Source organism: Nocardioides sp., assembly GCF_047606145.1.
Lineage (GTDB): Bacteria > Actinomycetota > Actinomycetes > Propionibacteriales > Nocardioidaceae > Nocardioides.
In genome coordinates this window covers 1-19,663 of the sequence record NZ_JASGET010000002.1, presented here as the reverse complement: position 1 = coordinate 19,663, position 19,663 = coordinate 1, and the positions used below count along the sequence as shown (strand labels likewise).

Annotated in this window: 17 protein-coding genes; 5 read left to right on the top strand and 12 right to left on the bottom strand. The window is 71.4% G+C overall.

Annotated elements, in window-relative coordinates; all coding sequences use genetic code 11:
* Window positions 1-60 precede the first annotated feature (60 nt).
* From gatB to QM638_RS00085, 4 genes are read right to left on the bottom strand one after another with little or no spacing between them, the layout of a single operon-like run.
* Window positions 61-1,572: an Asp-tRNA(Asn)/Glu-tRNA(Gln) amidotransferase subunit GatB gene (gene gatB, locus QM638_RS00100; RefSeq protein ID WP_415139889.1), complete on the bottom strand. Its 1,512-nt coding sequence runs from the start codon at window positions 1,570-1,572 to the stop codon at window positions 61-63.
* Window positions 1,569-3,119, bottom strand: coding sequence for an Asp-tRNA(Asn)/Glu-tRNA(Gln) amidotransferase subunit GatA (gatA, locus tag QM638_RS00095; RefSeq protein ID WP_415139888.1), 1,551 nt, complete (start codon window positions 3,117-3,119; stop codon window positions 1,569-1,571). Before gatA ends, gatB begins: the two co-directional genes overlap by 4 nt.
* Window positions 3,116-3,415 carry an Asp-tRNA(Asn)/Glu-tRNA(Gln) amidotransferase subunit GatC gene (gatC, locus tag QM638_RS00090; protein ID WP_415139887.1) on the bottom strand — a complete coding sequence of 100 codons (300 nt, stop codon included), beginning with the start codon at window positions 3,413-3,415 and terminating at the stop codon, window positions 3,116-3,118. The genes gatA and gatC overlap by 4 nt, the downstream gene beginning before the upstream one ends.
* A 9-nt stretch (window positions 3,416-3,424) precedes the next feature.
* Window positions 3,425-4,768 carry an MFS transporter gene (locus QM638_RS00085; protein WP_415139886.1) on the bottom strand — a complete coding sequence of 448 codons (1,344 nt, stop codon included), beginning with the start codon at window positions 4,766-4,768 and terminating at the stop codon, window positions 3,425-3,427.
* 90 nt (window positions 4,769-4,858) lie between these two features.
* Here QM638_RS00085 and QM638_RS00080 point away from each other — a divergent pair, with 90 nt between their 5' ends.
* On the top strand, window positions 4,859-5,419 hold the full coding sequence (locus QM638_RS00080) for a TetR/AcrR family transcriptional regulator (RefSeq protein WP_415139885.1): 561 nt from the start codon (window positions 4,859-4,861) through the stop codon (window positions 5,417-5,419).
* Between the two features lie 61 nt (window positions 5,420-5,480).
* On the opposite strand, the gene ligA is transcribed toward QM638_RS00080, so the two are convergent.
* Window positions 5,481-7,790, bottom strand: a complete 2,310-nt coding sequence (gene ligA / locus QM638_RS00075) for an NAD-dependent DNA ligase LigA (RefSeq protein ID WP_415139884.1) — start codon at window positions 7,788-7,790, stop codon at window positions 5,481-5,483.
* Window positions 7,791-7,833: 43 nt separating this feature from the next.
* Between ligA and QM638_RS00070 the strand changes: the two genes are divergently transcribed.
* Window positions 7,834-8,493 carry a TetR/AcrR family transcriptional regulator gene (locus tag QM638_RS00070; RefSeq protein ID WP_415139883.1) on the top strand — a complete coding sequence of 220 codons (660 nt, stop codon included), beginning with the start codon at window positions 7,834-7,836 and terminating at the stop codon, window positions 8,491-8,493.
* Window positions 8,490-10,094, top strand: a complete 1,605-nt coding sequence (locus tag QM638_RS00065) for an MFS transporter (protein WP_415139882.1) — start codon at window positions 8,490-8,492, stop codon at window positions 10,092-10,094. The genes QM638_RS00070 and QM638_RS00065 overlap by 4 nt, the downstream gene beginning before the upstream one ends.
* On the opposite strand, the gene QM638_RS00060 is transcribed toward QM638_RS00065, so the two are convergent.
* The 3 genes from QM638_RS00060 to QM638_RS00050 form a co-directional block, all read right to left on the bottom strand.
* Complete coding sequence (locus tag QM638_RS00060) at window positions 10,087-11,139, bottom strand: methionine synthase (protein WP_415139881.1); 1,053 nt, start codon at window positions 11,137-11,139, stop codon at window positions 10,087-10,089. The genes QM638_RS00065 and QM638_RS00060 overlap by 8 nt on opposite strands.
* A gap of 64 nt (window positions 11,140-11,203) precedes the next feature.
* A complete protein-coding gene (mnmA, locus tag QM638_RS00055; protein WP_415139880.1) occupies window positions 11,204-12,316 on the bottom strand; it encodes a tRNA 2-thiouridine(34) synthase MnmA in 1,113 nt (370 codons plus the stop codon).
* Window positions 12,313-13,491, bottom strand: coding sequence for a cysteine desulfurase family protein (locus QM638_RS00050; protein ID WP_415139879.1), 1,179 nt, complete (start codon window positions 13,489-13,491; stop codon window positions 12,313-12,315). Before QM638_RS00050 ends, mnmA begins: the two co-directional genes overlap by 4 nt.
* A gap of 75 nt (window positions 13,492-13,566) precedes the next feature.
* Between QM638_RS00050 and ppk2 the strand changes: the two genes are divergently transcribed.
* Window positions 13,567-14,457 carry a polyphosphate kinase 2 gene (gene ppk2, locus QM638_RS00045; RefSeq protein WP_415139878.1) on the top strand — a complete coding sequence of 297 codons (891 nt, stop codon included), beginning with the start codon at window positions 13,567-13,569 and terminating at the stop codon, window positions 14,455-14,457.
* A 96-nt stretch (window positions 14,458-14,553) separates the two neighbouring features.
* Entirely contained in the window at window positions 14,554-16,500 is a 1,947-nt protein-coding gene (locus QM638_RS00040) for a subtype A tannase (RefSeq protein ID WP_415139877.1), read from the top strand.
* Window positions 16,501-16,628: 128 nt separating this feature from the next.
* Here QM638_RS00040 and QM638_RS00035 read toward each other — a convergent pair whose 3' ends face one another.
* The 4 genes from QM638_RS00035 to proB all read right to left on the bottom strand — a co-directional run.
* Window positions 16,629-16,952 (bottom strand): DUF3349 domain-containing protein, encoded by a 324-nt coding sequence (locus QM638_RS00035; RefSeq protein ID WP_415139876.1) that lies wholly within the window; start codon window positions 16,950-16,952, stop codon window positions 16,629-16,631.
* 10 nt (window positions 16,953-16,962) lie between these two features.
* The gene (locus QM638_RS00030; protein ID WP_415139875.1) at window positions 16,963-17,304 is read right to left on the bottom strand and encodes a hypothetical protein; all 342 of its coding nucleotides are present in this window, start codon (window positions 17,302-17,304) and stop codon (window positions 16,963-16,965) included.
* Complete coding sequence (locus QM638_RS00025) at window positions 17,301-18,533, bottom strand: inorganic phosphate transporter (protein ID WP_415139874.1); 1,233 nt, start codon at window positions 18,531-18,533, stop codon at window positions 17,301-17,303. The genes QM638_RS00030 and QM638_RS00025 overlap by 4 nt, the downstream gene beginning before the upstream one ends.
* Window positions 18,534-18,699: 166 nt before the next feature.
* Window positions 18,700-19,663, bottom strand: a 964-nt coding sequence (gene proB, locus QM638_RS00020; RefSeq protein WP_415139873.1) for a glutamate 5-kinase, incomplete at its 5' end; no start/stop codon positions are given.

The window sequence follows — 19,663 nt, the reverse complement described above, 5'->3', positions numbered from 1 at the left end:
CGCCGTCCGGGCCGGCCGGCCCTCCGCCGGTCCGGGCCGGCGACGCCGGCGATGCTCGGTCTAGGAGAGCCTCTCCAGGATCAGCTCCCGGACCCGGGCCGCGTCCGCCTGTCCGCGCATCTGCTTCATCACCGCACCGATCAGGGCACCCGCGGCGGCCACCTTGCCGTCCCGGATCTTCTGGGCGACGTCCGGGTTGGCCTCGATGGCGGCGTCGACGGCGGCACCGAGGGCGCCGTCGTCGGAGACCAACGCCAGCCCGCGCTTCTCGATCACCTCGCTCGGCGTGCCCTCGCCGGCGAGCATCCCCTCGAAGACCTGCCGTGCCAGCTTGTCGTTCAGCGTGCCGCCCTCGACCAGACGCTGCACCTCGGCGACCTCGGCCGGCCCGACGCCGAGCGCGTCGAGCTCGTCGCCGGACTCGTTCGCGGCCCGGGCCAGCTCGCCCAGCCACCACTTGCGGGCCGGCTGCGGCGCCGTGCCCAGGGCGACGGTCCGCTCGATCAGCGGCAGCGCCCCGGCGGCCCACACGTCGCGCATCTCCAGGTCGGTGTAGCCCCACTCGGCCTGCAACCGGGCCCGCTTGACCGCGGGCGGCTCGGGCAGCGCGGCCCGCAGCTCCTCGACCCACTCCGGCGAGGGTGCCACCGGGACCAGGTCCGGCTCGGGGAAGTAGCGGTAGTCCTCCGCGTCGGACTTCTCCCGGCCGGCGGAGGTGGTGCCGTCGTCCTCGTGGAAGTGCCGGGTCTCCTGCAGGACCGAACCGCCGGCATCCAGGATGCCGGCCTGCCGCGACATCTCGTAGCGCACCGCGCGCTCGACCGAGCGCAGCGAGTTCACGTTCTTGGTCTCGGTGCGGGTGCCGAGCACGCCGCTCTGCCTTGCGGAGAGCGACAGGTTGACGTCGCAGCGCATCGAGCCCTGATCCATCCGGACGTCGGAGACGCCCAGGCCGGCGACCAGATCGCGCAGGGCGGCGACATAGGCCCGGGCCACCACCGGCGCCCGGGCACCGGTGCCCAGGATCGGGCGGGTGACGATCTCGATCAGCGGGATGCCGGCCCGGTTGTAGTCGATCAGCGAGTGATCGGCGCCCTGGATCCGGCCGGTGGCGCCGCCGACGTGCAGCGCCTTGCCGGTGTCCTCCTCCATGTGCGCCCGCTCGATCTCGACCCGGACGATCTCGCCCTCCCCGCCGTTCTCCTCGGGCACCGTGAGATCGAGGTAGCCGTCGAAGCAGATCGGCTCGTCGTACTGCGAGGTCTGGAAGTTCTTCGGCATGTCCGGGTAGAAGTAGTTCTTCCGGGCGAACCGGCACCAGCCGGCGATCTCGCAGTTCAGCGCCAGGCCGATCTTGATCGCCGACTCGACCGCGGTGGCGTTGACCACCGGCATCGCGCCGGGCAGACCCAGGCAGGTCGGGCAGACCTGGGTGTTCGGCTCGGCGCCGAAGGTGGTCGGGCAGGCGCAGAACATCTTCGTCGCGGTGTTCAACTCGACGTGCACCTCCAGCCCCAGGGCCGGGTCGTAGCGCTCCAGCAGGTCGTCGGGGCCAACCAGGGTGGGGGTCATCGGATCGCCAGCTTCTCGGGAGTCAGGACGGGGCCGTTCGCCGCGGTGACCGCGGCCTCGAGGGCGGCGCCGATCCGGTACAGCCGCGCGTCCTCCAGGACGGGGGCGAGGAACTGTACGCCGACCGGCAGGCCGTCGTCCGCGGCGACGCCGGCCGGGACGCTGATGCCCGGCACGCCGGCCAGGTTGGCCGGGATGGTGGCCAGGTCGTTGAGGTACATCGCCAGCGGGTCGTCGGCCTTCTCCCCGATCTTGAACGCGGTGGTGGGCGCGGTCGGGCTGACCAGCACGTCGACCCGCTCGAAGGCCCGGGTGAAGTCCTCGATGATGAGGGTGCGGATCTTCTGCGCCTGACCGTAGTAGGCGTCGTAGTAGCCGCTGGACAGCGCGTAGGTGCCGATGATGATGCGGCGCTTGACCTCGTCGCCGAAGCCGGCATCGCGGGTCGCCCGCATCACCTCCTCGGCGCTCGGCCCGGTCGATCCCGGCCGGCCGTCGGGCATGACCCGCAGCCCGTAGCGCATCGCGTCGAACTTGGCCAGGTTCGAGGAGCACTCCGCCGGGAGGATCAGGTAGTAGGCGGCCATCGCGTGCACGAAGTGCGGGCAGGAGACCTCGACGACGTCGGCACCCAGTCGCTCCAGCCGCTCGACCGCCTCGGCGAAGACCCCCATCACCCCCGGCGACCAGCCCTCGCCGCGCAGCTCGGTGACGACGCCGACCCGGACGCCGGCCAGGTCGCCGGCGGCGCCGGCGCGGGCCGCGGCGACCAGGCCGGTGACCGGGGTCGGCACGGAGGTGGAGTCGAGCGGGTCGTGACCGCCGATCAGCTCCTGCAGCAGCGCGGCGTCGAGGACGCTACGGGTGACCGGGCCGACCTGGTCGAGACTGTTGGCCAGCGCGACCAGGCCGTACCGGCTGACGCTGCCGTAGGTCGGCTTGACCCCGACCGTGCCGGTGACGTGCCCCGGCTGGCGGATGGACCCCCCGGTGTCGGTGCCCAGTGCCAGCGGCGCCTGGTAGGCGGCGACGGCCGCGGACGAGCCGCCGCCCGAGCCGCCCGGGATCCGGTCCAGGTCCCACGGGTTGCGGGTCGGGCCGTAGGCGCTGTTCTCGGTGGAGGAGCCCATCGCGAACTCGTCCATGTTCGTCTTGCCCAGGATCGGCAGACCGGCCTCCTTGAGCTTGGCGACCACCGTGGCGTCGTACGGCGGGATCCAGCCCTCGAGGATCTTCGAGCCGCAGGTGGTGGGCAGACCGGTGGTGGTGAGCACGTCCTTGACCGCGATCGGGACGCCGTCCAGCTGGTGCCGCGCCGTCCCGGCCGCCCGACGCTCGTCGCTGGCCTTCGCCTGGGTGAGCGCGCCCTCGGCATCGACGTGCAGGAAGGCGTGCACCCCTGCCGCACCGCCATCGACCCGGGCGATCTGGTCGAGATGGGCCTGGGTCAGCTCGACGCTGGTGACCTCACCCGTGGCGAGCGAGGCGGCCTGCTCGGCGGCCGTCCGGTGGATCCAGTCGGTACGGCCGGTGGTCGGCTCGCTCACTGCTCGTCCCCCAGGATCCGCGGCACGCTGAAGCGCTGCTCCTCGACCGCCGGTGCCGCGGCCAGCGCCTGCTCGGGGGTGAGGCACTCGCCCACCACGTCGGCGCGGAAGACGTTGGTCATCCCGATCGGGTGCGAGGTCGGCACGACGTCGTCGCCGGCCACCCCCTGGATCGAGGCGACCGAGTCCAGGATGACGTTGAGCTGCGGGCCCAGGTGGTCGAGCTCGGCGTCACTGAGATCGATCCGGGCGAGGTCGGCCAGATGGCGTACCTCGTCGCGGGTGAGTTCTGGCATGAGGCAATCCTAGAAGGCCTGCTCGACGCGCTCGGCGTCGACTCCGAGCCCATCGCCCGGCCCGCCACCGCGACGTCCGCCGGAGCGGGCGTAGAGCCCGAGCACGAGCGTGCCCAGCACCAACAGCACCGAGCACAGCGCCACCGTCCCGGCCGTGCCGACCAGGAGCCCGAAGACGCTCAGGGTGATCCCGTTGGCGGTGCGGAAGCCGCTGCTGAAGACCCCGAAGACGCCGAAGACCCGGCCCCGGTCGCCGGGCGGCGCCTCGAGTTGGACGATGCTCTGGGTGATCGACATCGAGGCCATGTTGGCCACCCCGCCGACCACCAGCATCACCACCGCCAACGGATAGTTCCCGAGGGTGGCGAAGACCAGCGTGGTGGCGCCGAACAAGGCGCTGCTGACCACCGCGGCGCCGGTGGTCGCGCGGATCGTCCCGGTCGCCTCGAGCAGGAATCCACCCAGCACGCCGCCGGCGCCGTTGGCGAACAGCAGCACGCCGTACGCCGTGCCGGAGGTGCCGGCGCCGAGGTCGGCGGAGAAGATCGGCATCGCGACCTGGAGCGCCCCGCCGATCGTCACGGCGGTGAGACCGGAGAGCGCGATCATGCTGATCAGCACCCGGTTGGCGCGCACCTCGCGCAGCACCCGGCCGGTGTCGGCGAAGGTGATCTTGCCGGCCAGCTGGTCCCCGTCGCGGGTGTGGCCGGTGAACGGGATCCGCGTCATCAGCAGCGTCATCGGGAGGTAGAAGAGGACGTTGGCGAAGATCCCCCACTCGGCGCCGAGACCGAGCAGCAGCGCCGACCCGACCGCCGGCCCGAACAGCACCCCGAGGCTGCGGAAGGTGGCGTTGAGCCGGACCGCGCTGGGCAGCTCGGCCCGGTCGACGAAGTCGTGCAGCATCAGCTGCTCGGCGGGCGCCCACATCGCGCCGGCCACGCCGTGCAGCACCAGCAGCACGCAGGCGGACCACATCTGCAGCGAGCCGGTGGCGAACAGCACGCCCCAGGAGAAGGAGACGAGCATGAACAGGCCCTGGGAGATGCCGATCAGCTTGCGGCAGTCGTACTTCTCCGCCAGCGTGCCGAACCACACCGAGCCGAGCAGGAACGGCAGCCAGTGGCTGATCACCTCGAAGCCCACCAGCGCCGGCGAGTGGAACCTCTGCCACAGCACCCAGTAGGTGATGACGTGCTCGTTGTTGTCCGCCATCATCGACAGCCCGGCGCTGATCAGGTACGCCCGTGAGTGCCGGTCCCGTAGCGCTCCGAACTTCCGCGGTGCGGCCTGCTGGCCGGGCGTCACGCCGGGCTGGTGGGTGGCGCCGCCGGCCTCACATCTGGCACACATCCACGCCCCCGTCCGGTCTCCGTCTGGGCTACCTTATAACGAGACAGAGTGCCTCGTATATGGCGCCGCATCCTGACCGGAGGATCCGACATGGCCGCACCCGGGCGACCGCGAAGCGAACAGGCGCATCGTGCCGTGCTGCGGGCGGTCGACGACCTGCTGGTGGAGCAGGGATACGCCGCCATGTCGATGAAGTCGATCGCCGAGCGAGCCGGCGTGGGCCGCCAGACGCTCTATCGCTGGTGGTCGCACAAGGCCGAGATCCTGATGGAGGCCGCGGTGCACGATGCCGGCGAGGAGCTGATCGCCCCGCCGCGCGCCGACGCCACCCAGGAGCTGATCGCGTTCGCCGAGCTGTTGCTCCGCTTCCTCACCGTCTCCCCCGCCGGCCTCTCCTACCGCGCGCTGCTCGGCGAGGCGCAGTACGACCCGCGGGTCGCCGCGCTCGTCGCCGACCAGGACCCGGTTCGGGAGGCCGCCGCCGTGGTCGTGGACCGGATCCGCGCCGGACTCGACCACCTGCCCGGCACCCGGATCGCCGTCGCGCAGCTGGTCGGACCGGTGATGTACGCCGCCGTCACCGGGTCCCGCGCACAGGCGCGAACGCTCATCGGCGCGCTCGTGCCGACCCTGCTGCGTGGTTGGGCGTAGCACGTTCCCGGCCCGGAGCCCGGCCCGGAGCTCGGTTCGGAGCTCGTCCTCGGGCCGCGGATCACTCCGGACCCGGATCCGGGCCGCCCGCCAGGAGCTCGACGAAGCCCGCCTCGTCCAACACCGGCACGCCGAGCTGCTCGGCCTTGTCCGCCTTGGAGCCGGCGTTCTCGCCGACCACCACGTAGTCGGTCTTCTTCGACACCGAGCCGGCCGCCTTGCCGCCCCGGCTGATGATCGCCTCCTTGGCGGAGTCGCGGCTGAACCCGGACAGCGAGCCGGTGACCACCACCGTCAGGCCCTCGAGGGTGCGCGCGATCGACTCGTCGCGCTCGTCGGCCATCGAGACCCCGGCGGCCGCCCACTTGTCCACGATCTCGCGATGCCAGTCGACCTCGAACCACTCGACCACCGCCTCGGCGATCACCCCGCCGACGCCGTCGGCGGCGGCGAGCTCCTCGATCGAGGCCGCCCGGATCCGGTCCAGTGAGCCGAACTCGGTCGCGAGCGCCCGCGCGGCGGTCGGTCCGACGTGCCGGATCGAGAGCCCCACCAGGACCCGCCACAGCGGCACCTGCTTGCGCTCGGCGAGCTGGTCGAGCAGCTTGATCGCGTTGGCGGTGAGCTGCGGGGCGTCCGGCTCACCCTTCTTCGGCGCCCGGGTGAAGAGCGGCACGCCTGCCAGCCGGTCGGCATCCAGCGCGAAGACGTCACCCTCGTCGGCCACCACCCCGGTCTCGACCAGCGCGACCGCCGCCTCCCAGCCGAGCCCCTCGATGTCGAAGGAACCGCGGCCGGCGACGTGGTTGACCCGCTCGATGACCTGCGCCGTGCAGAACCGGTGATTGGGACACCGCTTGTCCTTGTCGCCCTCCTTCTGCTCCACCAGCTCGGTGCCGCAGGCCGGGCACACGGTGGGCGGCTCCCACTCCGCCAGCCCGTCGGGGCGCAGCGCCAGCACCGGTCCGAGGATCTCCGGAATCACGTCGCCGGCCTTGCGCAGGATCACCGTGTCGCCGGGCCGCACGTCCTTCCGCTTGACCTCGTAGAAGTTGTGCAGCGTGGCCATCTCCACCGTCGAGCCGGCGACCTTGGTCGGCCGCATCACGCCGTACGGCGTCACCCGTCCGGTCCGGCCGGTGTTGACCTCGATCCTCAGCAGCTCGGTGTTGACCTCCTCGGGTGGGTACTTGTAGGCGATCGCCCAACGCGGGGCCCGCGACGTGCTGCCCAGCGCTCGCTGCAGGGCGACGTCGTCGACCTTGGCCACCACGCCGTCGATCTCGTGGTCGAGCACCTCGGGGTCGTGCCGGTGCTCGCCGTAGTGGTCGATGTAGTCGCGCACCTCGGCCAGCGAGGCGAGCACCCTGACCTTCGTCGAGATGGGCAGCCCCCAGGCGGCCAGCGCGGCGTACGCCTGCGACTGCGCCACCGGCTCGAAGCCGTCCCTGGCGCCGACGCCGTGACACACCATGGTGAGCCGCCGCGACGCCGTCACCCGCGGATCCTTCTGCCGCAGCGACCCCGCGGCGGTGTTGCGTGCGTTGGCGTACAGCGGCTTGCCGGCCTCGGCCTGGGCGGCGTTGATCTCCTCGAAGACGGCCGTCGGCAGATAGACCTCGCCGCGCACCTCCACCAACGCGGGGACCGGGAAGTCGGCGGTGCCGGTGAGCCGATGCGGCACGCTGGCGATGGTGCGCACGTTCGGGGTGACGTCCTCCCCGGTCGTCCCGTCGCCACGGGTCAGCGCCCGGGTGAGCTGACCGTCCTGGTAGAGCAGGTTGATCGCCAGACCGTCGACCTTCAGCTCGCACAGCAGCTCCGGCACCCGGCCGCTCTCCCGCACCACCCGCTCGTGCCAGGCGGCGAGCTCGTCCAGGCTGAAGGCGTTGTCCAACGACTCCATCCGCTGCAGGTGCGGGTGGGCGGTGAAGTCGGTGTAGACGTGCCCCATCACCCGCTGCGTCGGACTGTCGGGCGTGACCAGCTCGGGGTACTGCTGCTCCAGGTCGCCGAGGCGGCGCAGCAGCCCGTCGTAGTCCGCGTCGGTCAGCGGCGAGGTGCCGTCGCGGTAGTACTTGTCCGAGGCGTCCTCGATCTGCGCGACGAGCCGGTCGCGCAGCTCGACGGCGCTGGACTCAGCGCTGGACTCGGCACCGGCCCCAGCACCGGCCTCGGGGCTTGATCCGGGACTGGACTCGGGGCTCGTCTCCGTGGTCACGGTCCCATCTTGCCTCCTCGCGCCGACACGTCGGGCACCGGATTTCGACGCGCCGCCGCGCGCCCTGGGTCCCCGACCGGGAACGGGTTTGCACCACCGGATCGACCGGCGTACTGTCGCCCTGGATGAAACGAAACAGTTTCGTTTCATCCAGGTAAACGGAACCGCAACAGAAAGCTCGGGAGGAGCCGCCGTGATCGCCCCGTTGCGCGCCGCCTGCCGACCCCGGGTCGAAGGCGACCGCGAGCTGGAGATCCTCAACGCCAGCCTCGAGGTCCTCGGCGAGGTCGGCTACGACCGGCTCACCATGGACGCCGTCTCCAAGCGTGCCAAGGTCTCCAAGGCCACCCTCTACCGGCGCTGGCAGGGCAAGGCCAACCTGGTCATCGACGCCCTCCTCGCCGAGAAGGAGCCGGTGGTCCCGACCGACACCGGCAGCCTGCGCGGCGACCTGATCGGCACGTTCTGCGGCATGGGCGGTCTCACCGATTCCCGAGTCGTCGGTCTCTTCGGCTCGGTGCTGACCGCGCTGGCCCGCGACGAGGAGTTCTCCGCCGAGTTCCGCCGCCAGTTCCTCGACCCCAAGATCAGGCTCGGCCGCGAGATCTACGAGCGTGCCCAGGCACGTGGCGAGATCCGCGACGACCTCGATCTGGACGTGATAGTCCCGGCGCTCGCCGGCATCATCCTGCATCGCCTGTTCCTGCTCAACGACCCGCCGAGCGCCGACATCGTCACCCGGGTCGTCGATCACGTCATCCTGCCCGCCGTCGGGATCGGGCCGCCCGATCCGTCGGTGGCCGACACCCCTCACGAACCGACCATCACCTCAACCTCAAGGACCACTCCATGACAGTGCTCGACAAGGCGGATCCGCCTTCCTCGGCGACAGGGAGCCGTCACCTCGGCTGGGCCCTGGTGCTGATCTGCATCGCACAACTGATGGTGGTGCTCGACGCCACCATCGCCAACATCGCACTCCCGTTCATCAAGTCGGACCTGGACTTCTCGGCCAGCAGCCTGACCTGGGTGGTCACCGGCTACTCGCTGACCTTCGGCGGCCTGCTGCTGCTCGGCGGCCGGCTCGGTGACCTCTACGGCCGCCGGCTCACGTTCATCATCGGGCTGGTCGTGTTCGCCGTCGCCTCGCTGGTCGGCGGCCTGGCCCAGAACGAGGCGATGCTGCTCACCTCCCGCGGCTTCCAGGGCGCGGGCGCGGCGCTCGCCTCGCCGTCGGCCCTGGCGCTGATCACCACCACCTTCCCGGCCGGCCCGCGGCGCAGCCGCGCCTTCGCGGTGTACGCCGCGATGTCGGGCGTCGGCGCCGCCGTCGGCCTGATCCTCGGCGGCTGGCTGACCGGCCTGGACGGCGTGGCCGGCATCAGCGTCGACGGGTGGCGGCTGACCTTCCTGATCAACGTGCCGATCGGCATCGTCGCCGCGGTGCTGGCGCCGATGCTGCTGCCCGAGTCGGAGAAGCACGAGGGCTGGCTCGACGTGCCCGGCGCCATCCTGGGCACCGGCGGGCTGCTGGCCGTCGTCTACGGCCTGACCCATGCCTCCAGCGACGGCTGGGGCGACTCGACCACGCTGCTCTTCCTGATCGGCGGGCTGGTGCTGCTGGCCGTCTTCCTGCTGGTGGAGTCCCGCGCCGAGCACCCGCTGCTGCCGTTCCGCATCTTCGCCAGCAGCACCCGCGCCGCCTCGTTCGTGGCGATGATGCTGCTGCCGGCCGCGATGTTCGCGATGTTCTACTTCCTCAGCCAGTACATCCAGGACGTCCAGGGCTACAGCCCGCTGCACACCGGCGTCGCCTTCCTGCCGTTCTCCGTCGGGATGGTCTTCGCCGCGGCGCTCTCCTCCAACCTGGTCAACCGGATCGACCCGCGCTACCTGGCCGGGATCGGCACCCTGCTGGCTGCCGCCGCGCTGTTCGGCTTCTCCCGGATCCCGAGCGACACCTCGCTGCCGGTCAACCCGCCCGAGGTCAGCTACTGGGCGCACATCTTCCCGTGGGTGATGCTGATGTCGATCGGCATGGGCATGACGTTCGTGCCGGTCACCCTCACCGCCGTGCACCGGCTCCGTCCGGAGGACAACGGCATCGGCTCGGGAGTGCTCAACACGATGCAGCAGGTCGGCGGTGCGCTCGGCCTGGCCGTGCTGGCCACGGTCGCCACCCACGTGATGAGCAACGACACCGAGACCATCACCAAGGCGGCCGGTGGCTCGGGAGCCGCGGTGCCGCAGGACGTGCTGACCCAGATCCAGAACCAGATCTTCGCCCACGGCGCGACCAGTGCGTTCCTGGCCGGAACCGTGATGGCGCTGGTCGGCTCCGCGGTGATCTGGGCGTTCATGCGGGTCAAGCACACCGAGCTGGCCGCCGATCACGACGAGCCCGACGCGAGCGACGCCGAGGAGGAGGGCGAGCCGGCGGTCCGGGTCAGCTGAGCGCGGCGGCCACCTCAGCGGCCAGCGCGACCGCCCGTCGCGCCCACTGCGGGCTCGCGCCGGCGAGCCCGCAGGCGGGCGTGATCACCAGCCGGTCGCCGGCGAGGTCCGGGTCGAGGCCGACCATGTCCAGCCAGCGCTGCACCCGCTCGGCCAGCCGTCCCGTGGTGGGCCATGAGGGCGGCTCCAGCGACGGTACGACGCCCAGCCCGACGCTCCCGCCGGACTCCATCAGCTCGGCGAGGGCGTCGTGGTCACCGGCGCCGAGGACCGCGAGGTCGACCGCGAGACCGGCGGCGCCCGCCGTACGGGCCAGGCCGAGCGGGGTGCCGGCGGCACACGAGTGCAGCCATGCCTCCTCGCTCCGCCGGCGCTGCTCATCTCGCTCGTCCTGCCCGTCGCGTCCATCCTCGTCCGGCGCCGTGGCGGTGGCGAAGACGGTGCGCAGCAGCTCGTCGATCTCCGGCGGCTGCACGCTGCGGTGCCGGCCGTAGCCGGAAGCGGTCGGCACCCGGCCGGCGGCGACCGCGGCGAGCGCCGGCTCGTCGAACTGCACGATCAGCCGGTCCGCGCCCGGCACCCGGCGGCGTACGTCGCGGACGTGCCCGGCCACGCCCTCGGCCAGCGCCTGGGCCAGCTCGCGACGGGCGCCGTGGTCGGCGAGCAGCTTGTCGCCGCGCGGCCGCTCCACGCTCGCCGCGAGGGTGAGCGGCCCGGCCAGCTGCAGCTTCAGCGGGCCGGCGTACCCCTGGCTCTCCTCCTCGACGACGTCGAGGTCCTGGCCGAGCAGCGACCTGGCGCGACGCTGGTCGAGGCCCGGCGAGCCCGAGGATCCGGTCAGCCGCCAGCCGGCCGGCTGCAGGTCGGCGTCCAGCTCGCCGACGATCGCCAGGGTGCGGCCGATCATGTCGGCACCCGGCCCACGCGCGGGCAGCTCCGGCAGATACGGGACGAAGCCCTCCGCGGCCGTCTCGTCGAAGACCAGCCGGACCGCGGCGCCGAGATCGGTCCCAGGCAGCGACCCGATCCCCGTCGCCCGCGTCACGCGCACCCCCGACCTTCCGCACCGCGCCGCGCCGGGAGGGGCGTGCGGTTCGTCAGGGACACGGTCACGAGACTGCCGCCGGCACGCGCCGGGTCGCGGCGATGGTCGCCGAGCCGACCACCCGGGTGCCCTGATAGATCACCGCGGCCTGCCCCGGGGCGATGCCGTACGCCGGGTCGCGCAGCTCGATCTCGACCTCGTCGCCCTCGACCCGGACGATCGCGCGATGCTCCTCGCCGTGTGCCCGGAGCTGGACCCTCACCTCGGGCGAGTCCAGGACCCTCGGGACGGTGCCGCACCAGCGCGGCCGGCGACCGCTGATCCGGGTGACGGCGAGCCGCTCGCGCGGCCCCACGGTGATGGTGCCAGAGACCGGCTCGATGTCGAGCACGAACCGCGGCCTGCCGTCGGCGGCGGGGCGGCCCAGCCGCAACCCCTTGCGCTGCCCGATGGTGAACCCGTGGGTGCCGGCGTGCTCGCCGAGCACGTCGCCCGACTCGTCGACGATCGGGCCGCCGGTGTTGAGCGCGCGGTCGCCGAGCTTCTCCGCCAGCCAGCCGGCGTTGTCGCCGTCGGAGATGAAGCAGATGTCGTGACTGTCCGGCTTGTCGGCGACCAGCAGGCCGCGACGAGCCGCCTCGGCACGCACGGCCGGCTTGTCGGTCTCGCCCAGCGGGAACAGCGAGTGCCGCAGTTGATGCTGGTCCAAGACACCGAGCACGTAGGACTGGTCCTTGGCCCCGTCCACGGCCCGGTGCAGCTGCACCAGACCGTCCGGGCCCTCGCGCAGCCGGGCGTAGTGACCGGTGGCGACCGCGTCGAAGCCGAGCGCCAGCGCCCGCTCGAGGACGGCGGCGAACTTGATCTTCTCGTTGCAGCGCAGGCACGGATTGGGGGTGTCGCCGGCGGCGTAGGAGTCCAGGAAGTCCTCCACCACGTCGGCATGGAACCTGGTCGAGAGGTCCCAGACGTAGAACGGGATGCCGATCAGGTCGGCCGCCCGCCGGGCGTCGGTGGCGTCCTCGATGGTGCAGCAGCCGCGGGCTCCGGTCCGATACGAGGCCGGGTTGCGGGAGAGCGCCAGATGGATGCCGGTGACCTCGTGCCCGGCCTCCGCGGCGCGGGCGGCAGCCACCGCCGAGTCGACCCCGCCGGACATCGCCGCCACGACCCTCATCGGTTCAACCCCGCCGCCCGGGCCCGCTCGACACACGGGCCGATGGCGGCGACCAGCCGGTCGAGGTCGGCGCGGGTGGTGGTCCGGCCCAGGCTGAACCGCAACGAGCCCCGGGCCGCCTCGGGACTGTGTCCCGTCGCGAGCAGCACGTGGGAGGGCTGGGGCACCCCGGCCGAGCAGGCCGACCCGGTCGAGCACTCCACGCCGTGGGCGTCCAGCAGCATCAGCAACGAGTCGCCCTCGCAGCCGGGGAAGGTCAGGTGCGCGATGCCGGGCAGCGCGTCGGCCGGGTCGGCCGGGCCGTTGCGGACCGCGTCGGGCACCTCGGCGAGCACCCGGGCGACGAGCTCCTCGCGCAGCGCGCCGACCCGGGCGGCGTACTCGGCCTGACCGGCGACGGCGAGCTCGACCGCGACCCCGAACCCGACGATGCCCGCGGTGGCACTGGTGCCGCTGCGGATGTCGCGCTCCTGACCGCCACCGTGCACCAGCGCGGTCACCTCCAGCTCGCGGGCGACCTTGAGCGCACCGACGCCGATCGGACCGCCCACCTTGTGGCCGGTCAGGGAGAGGGCGTGCACGCCGGTCGCGTCGACCGGGACCGCGCCGACCGCCTGGACGGCGTCGGTGTGCACCGGGATGTCGTAGGCCGCGGCCAGCGCCGCCACCTCCTCGATCGGCTGCCGCGTGCCGACCTCGTTGTTGGCCCACATCACCGAGATGAGCGCCACCGAGCTCGGATCCGCCTCGACCGCCGCCCGCAGCTCGTCGAGGCGGAGCCGGGCCTCGGCGTCCACCCCGACCAGCTCGACCTTGGCCCCCTCGGCGTACTCCAGCCAGTGCAGCGAGTCGAGCACCGCATGGTGCTCGATGGCGGAGCTGAGGATCCGCACCCGGCGCGGGTCCGCCGCTCGCCGGGACCAGAAGATGCCCTTCAGCGCCAGGTTGTCGGCCTCGGTGCCGCCGGAGGTGAACACGATCTCGCTGGGCCGCACGCCCAGCGCGTGCGCGATCCGCTCCCGGGACTCCTCCACCGCCCGGCGCGCGCGGCGGCCGGAGGCGTGCAGCGAGCTCGCGTTGCCGACCCGGGCGAGCTCCGCGGTCATCGCCTCGATCGCCGCGGGAACCATCGGCGTGGTGGCGGCGTGATCCAGGTAGACGGTGCGGTCCTTCATCGCGTGCCCCAGCCTACGGCCCATCGGCGCGCCGCTCGTAACCCGCCGTTCAACCGGGCTCCCTACGCTCGCGCCATGTCCCAGGATCTGCGTGCCTACATCGACCACCTCATCATCGACGGTCACACCATCGGCGAGGACCACGACGACGATCCGGTGCTCATCGACCCGAGCGGGCGGGCGGTCGACACCTGGCGGGAGAACTACCCCTACCCCGACCGGCTCGAGCGCGAGGTGTACGACGAGCAGAAGTACCTGCTGCAGGTCGAGCTGCTGAAGTTCCAGCGTTGGAACGAGCGGACCGGGTCGCGACACGTGCTGCTCTTCGAAGGACGAGACGCCGCCGGCAAGGGCGGCACCATCAAGCGCTTCATGGAGCACATGAACCCCCGCTATGCCCGCACCGTGGCGCTGAACAAGCCGAGCGACCGGGAGGGCGGACAGTGGTACTTCCAGCGCTACGTGCAGCACCTGCCGACCGCCGGCGAGACGGTGCTCTTCGACCGGTCCTGGTACAACCGCTCCGGGGTGGAGCGCGTGATGGGCTTCTGCACCGACGAGCAGTACGAGCAGTTCATGAACCAGGCGCCGCTCTTCGAGCAGATGCTGGTCGACACCGGGATCACGCTGACCAAGTACTGGTTCTCGGTCACCCAGTCCGAGCAGCGCACCCGGTTCATCATCCGCCAGATCGACCCGGTGCGGCAGTGGAAGCTCTCCCCGATGGACCTGGAGTCGCTGGACAGGTGGGAGGCCTACACCGCCGCCAAGGAGGCGATGTTCCGCCGTACCGACACCGAGTGGGCGCCGTGGACCACGGTGAAGAGCAACGACAAGAAACGCGCCCGGCTCAACGCGATGCGACACTTCCTGGCCGGCGTCGACTACGACGACAAGGACCCAGAGGTCGTCGGCCGACCCGACCCGCTGATCGTCAAGCGCGGCATCGAGGCGGTCGGCGACTAGATTGTTCACAATATCGGCACAGAAGACGTAAACGAACCGCATAGCCGCTCCCGGCAGGCTTCGAGGCACAGCAACCTCGAAGCGGGAAGGCCGGCCATGACGGAACTGAACAGACGCACCATGCTCAAAGCGGTGGGGGTGACCTCCCTGGGAGCGCTCGCCCTGACCGGGTGCGCCGCCGAGGCGTCGACCTCCTCGAGCTCCTCCAGCTCGGCGGGCTCGGCGACGACGTCGTCGAAGGACACCTCGCTGGCCTTCGACGACACGGCCTGGAGCTACGACTCCGACAACGACGTCTACTACCAGATCGGCAACTACTACGTCGCGACACCGGCCGCCGAGGACTACGAGTCCTGCGGCATCTACGTGCCGGGGGCCTACCTGAAGGCGAGCAAGAACGACGAGGGGAACTACACCGCCACGATCGACGACTCCGGTCGGGTGAGCGGCTTCTCCGCGCGCACCGCGCCGATCGTCTTCCCGGTCAACACCCCCGGCTACGCCGCCCAGACTCCGCCGTCGAGCTACAGCTACGACGACGTCTCGGAGTTCCTGGAGGCCGGCTTCGTCTACGTCTTCGCCGGGCTGCGCGGCAAGGACAGCAACACCGACGACTACGACGGCAACGCGCCCTGGGGCGTCACCGACCTGAAGGCCGCGGTGCGCTACGTGCGCTACAACTCCGACGTGCTGCCGGGCAGCACCGAGCGGATCTTCGTCTTCGGACACAGCGGCGGCGGCGCGCAGAGCTCGATCATGGGCACGACCGGCGACATCGCGGCGTACCGGCCCTACCTGAAGTCGCTGGGTGCGGCGATGACCGACACCAGCGGGAAGACGATCAGCGACGCCGTCGCCGGCGTGATGGCGTGGTGCCCGATCACCAACCTGGACTACGCCAACGCGGCGTACGAGTGGAACATGGGGCAGTTCTCGTCCTCGGGGACGCGCGCGTCGGGCACCTGGACCGCGGCCTACTCCGACGACCTCGCCACCGCCTTCGCCGGCTACCTCAACAAGCTCAAGCTCAAGAGCCCGGCCGGGAAGACCCTGAAGCTGAAGAAGTCCGCCAGCGGGCGGTACCTCGCCGGGAGCTACTACGACTACGTCGTCGGCGTGATCACCACCTCGCTGAACAACTTCCTCTCCGACACCACCTTCCCCTACACCCCGTCGAACAGCACCATGGCCGGCATGGACACCGGCGGCTCCAGCGGCGACGCCCCGACCGGCGACGCGCCGACCGGGGACGCCCCCTCGGGTGCTCCCAGCGGTGGCGCGGCGCCATCCGGCTCCACCGACTCCACCGGCTCCACCGGCTCCACCGGCTCCACCGACTCCACCGACTCCACCGACTCCTCCGGCTCCAGCGACTCCTCCAGCTCGTCGAGCTCGTCGAGCTCCTCCACGACGTACGAGACCGTCGAGGACTACATCGACTACCTCAACAGCGACACCGAGTGGGTGAGCTACGACTCCAGCAGCAACACCGCCACGGTGCTGAGCCTGGAGGGCTTCGTCAACTCCCAGAAGAGCGCGAGCAAGGACGTCGGCGCCTTCGACGGGATCGACCGTGGCGAGACCGAGAACGTCGTCCTGGGCAGCGGCACCGACGGCCTGCACTTCGCGCCGGTCTCCCGCGACCTCATCGCCGCTCACCGCTCGAGCTACTCCGCGCTCGACGACTGGAGCTCGGACTACGCCGCCGCCGAGTACACCAGCGACTTCACGAAGACCGACAGCATCGGCAAGGACGTGCTGACCCGCAGCGACATGTACAACCCGATGTACTTCCTCAACCGCTACTACGACGGCTACGGGTCCTCCACCATCGCGCCGCACTGGCGGATCCGGACCGGGATCATGCAGGGCGACACCGCCAACACCACCGAGATCAACCTGATGCTCGCGCTCAACGCGGTGGGGGTGAAGAACATCGACTTCGCCACCGTGTGGGGCCAGGGCCACACCATGGCCGAGCGGACCGGGGATGCGACCACGAACTTCATCTCCTGGGTGAAGAAGAGCGTGCGGTCGAGCTGACCGCCGTCGAACTCCATCGAACTCCAGCGAGGGGCGGTACGCCGATCGGCGTACCGCCCCTCGCTGTCGAGCCCGATCCAGGCGACCGGTCCAGGCACCAGGCCCAGGCGCCGGGTCCGGGCGAGGACTCAGGCCAGGTCGGCGGCCAGCGGCCAGCCGCCGGCCGCCAGGTGGGCCGAGACCCGGGCGAGGTCCTCGCCGGTGGCGCTCTGGAAGATGTGCTCGCGCACCATCGCCCGGATGTCGTCGGCGGTGACCGGGACGTCGCCGGCCGAGACCGAGTGCAGCGCCAGGTCGTCGGCGATGGCCTCGATGTCGGTCTCGGTGAGGTTGCGCCGCAGCACGCCCAGCACCGGTGGGTAGTCGTTCGGCGGGATCCCGTCCGGGTAGCCGGCCTTGAGCCACCCCAGGATGCGGGAGACGGTCGAGCTGTCGGTGCTGTCGGTGGTCATGTCCGCCTCCTCAGGACTTCTCGGTGAACATCGGGATGACATGGTCGAAGGTGACGTCCTTGCCCAGGCCACTGCCCAGCACGATCATGATGCCGCTGACGATGCCGTAGAGCACGATCAGCAGGCACACCCCGGCGATCACGTATCCGATCGCGTTGCCCTGCCGACCGCCCTGCCCGCCCTGCCCGGCTTCCCCGGAGCCGGCCGCCGACAGCGCCATCCCACGGATGCCGACGGCGTACACCGCGCACAGCCCGGCGCCGAGGATCAGCCCGGCGAGCAGCACCTTCCAGGCGCCATCCAGGGTGTAGCCCAGATCCTTGACGAAGGCACTTGCCTCCAGTGCGTTCATGCGACACCTCCTGCGGTACCGGCGAGGGTGCCGCCGCTCGGCGTCGGCATGCCGTCCCACTCGTCGTTGACGTTGTTCGCGTCCACCGGCTCGTGGCGCGATCGGGCGTAGATGAAGCCGGCCAGCGCGATCAGGATGGCCAGCACCACGATCGGACCGCCCACGTCGCCGAAGAGTCGGCCGACGCCGAACATGATGGCGCCGACGACCGCCGCCGCCGGCAGGGTGATCACCCACGCGGTCACCATCCGCATCGCCACGCTCCACCGGACCTCGGCGCCGGGGCGGCCCAGGCCGGTGCCCAGGATGGAGCCGGTGGCCACGTGCGTGGTGGACAGCGCGAAGCCGAGGTGGCTGGAGGCCAGGATCGTGACCGCCGAGCTGGCCTCCGCGGCCATCCCCTGCGGGGAGTCGATCTCGACCAGGCCCTTGCCGAGGGTGCGGATGATGCGCCAGCCCCCGATCCAGGTCCCGCTGGCGATGGCGACGGCGCAGACCACCTTGACCCAGAGCGGGATGTTGGCGGTGTCGGTCCAGTGACCGCTGGCGATCAGCGCCAGGGTGATGACGCCCATCGTCTTCTGCGCGTCACCGGTGCCGTGGGCGAGGCTGACCAGCGACGCGGTGCCGACCTGACCCCAGCGGAAGCCGTCGCGGACGAACCGCTCCGCGACGCCGACCGTGATCCGGTAGACCAGCCAGGTGGCCAGCGCGGCGACCGCGCCGGCGACGACCGGCGACAGCACGGCCGGCAGGATCACCTTGCCGACCACGCCGTCGAGCGCGGAGCCGTCACCGACCCAGTTGACGCCGCTGAAGCCGAGGCCGGCAACGGCGGCGCCGATCAGGCCGCCGAAGAGCGCGTGGGAGGAGCTGGACGGCAACCCGAGAAGCCAGGTCAGCAGGTTCCACACGATGCCACCGACCAGGCCGGCCAGGATGATCATCAACAGCTTGTCCGCACCGCTGCCGGTGAACTCGGTCAACGGCGTCCCGTCGGAGCTCTGCACCTTGATCACCGCGTTGGTGACCGTCAGCGCCACCTCCACGGACAAGAACGCGCCGACCAGATTCAGCACGGCGGAGAGGGCGACCGCCACGCGCGGCGTCAACGCTCCGGTGGCGATCGAGGTCGCCATCGCGTTGCCGGTGTCGTGGAAGCCGTTCGTAAAGTCGAATCCGAGTGCCGTCACGACGACGATCACCAGGGCTAATGTCTCGGGGCTCACACGTCAACGGTGCCGACCCGGCAGGGAGTCGTAAAGCGTTCCGAAACGCTGTTCGTCAGATGTTCACCTCCCCTCCGCCGGGGCCGTGATCCGGCCCACCACCTGCGGATTCACGGTGAGACCGGCGGTGCCGGCGCCGTCCGGACGGAGCCGGGTCGGACTCGGCTCAGAGCACCACCAGGTCGTCGCGATGGACCACCTCGCGGGCGTACGCCGGCCCCAGCTCCGCCCGGATCTGGGGCGAGCTGCGGCCCAGCAGCTGCGGGAGCTCCTCGGCGTCGTAGTTGACCAGCCCGCGGGCGACCGCCCCGCCGTCCGGTGCGACCAGGTCGATCGGGTCGCCGGCGTGGAACGGGCCACGGACCTCGGTCACCCCGGCGGCCAGCAGCGAGGCGCCACGCTCCACCACCGCCCGCACCGCGCCGGCGTCCAGGACGACCGCGCCGACCGGCTCCCCGGCGTGCTTGAGCCAGAGCAGTCGGGACGGCCGGCGGCGCCCGGTGGCATGGAACAGCGTGCCGACCGGCTCCCCGGCGAGCGCCTCCGCGGCGCGGTCGGCCGAGGTCAGCACGACCGGTACGCCGGCCTCGACAGCGATCCGGGCCGCCTCGAGCTTGGTCACCATGCCACCGGTGCCGACCCCGGCGGAGCCGGCCCTGCCCACCTTGATCTCGGCGAGGTCGGCGAGCGAGGTCACGTCGGCGACCAGGCTCGCGCCGGGGTGGCCGGGCGGGGCGTCGTACAGCCCGTCGACGTCGCTGAGCAGGACCAGCAGGTCCGCGCGGACCACGTGCGCCACCAACGCGGCGAGCCGGTCGTTGTCCCCGAACCGGATCTCGGAGGTGGCCACCGTGTCGTTCTCGTTGACGATCGGCAGCACGCCGAGCTCGAGCAGGGTGGTGAAGGTCGAGATCGCGTTGCGGTAGTGCGCGCGCCGGGTGATGTCGTCGACGGTGAGCAGCACCTGGCCGACGGTGATGCCATGCCGGCCGAGCTCCTCGGTGTAGCGGTGCATCAACAGGCCCTGCCCGACCGAGGCGGCGGCCTGTTGCGCGGCCAGCGCCCGCGGCCGTCGGGGCAGGCCGAGCGGGGCCAGGCCGGCGGCGATGACGCCGGAGGAGACCAGCACG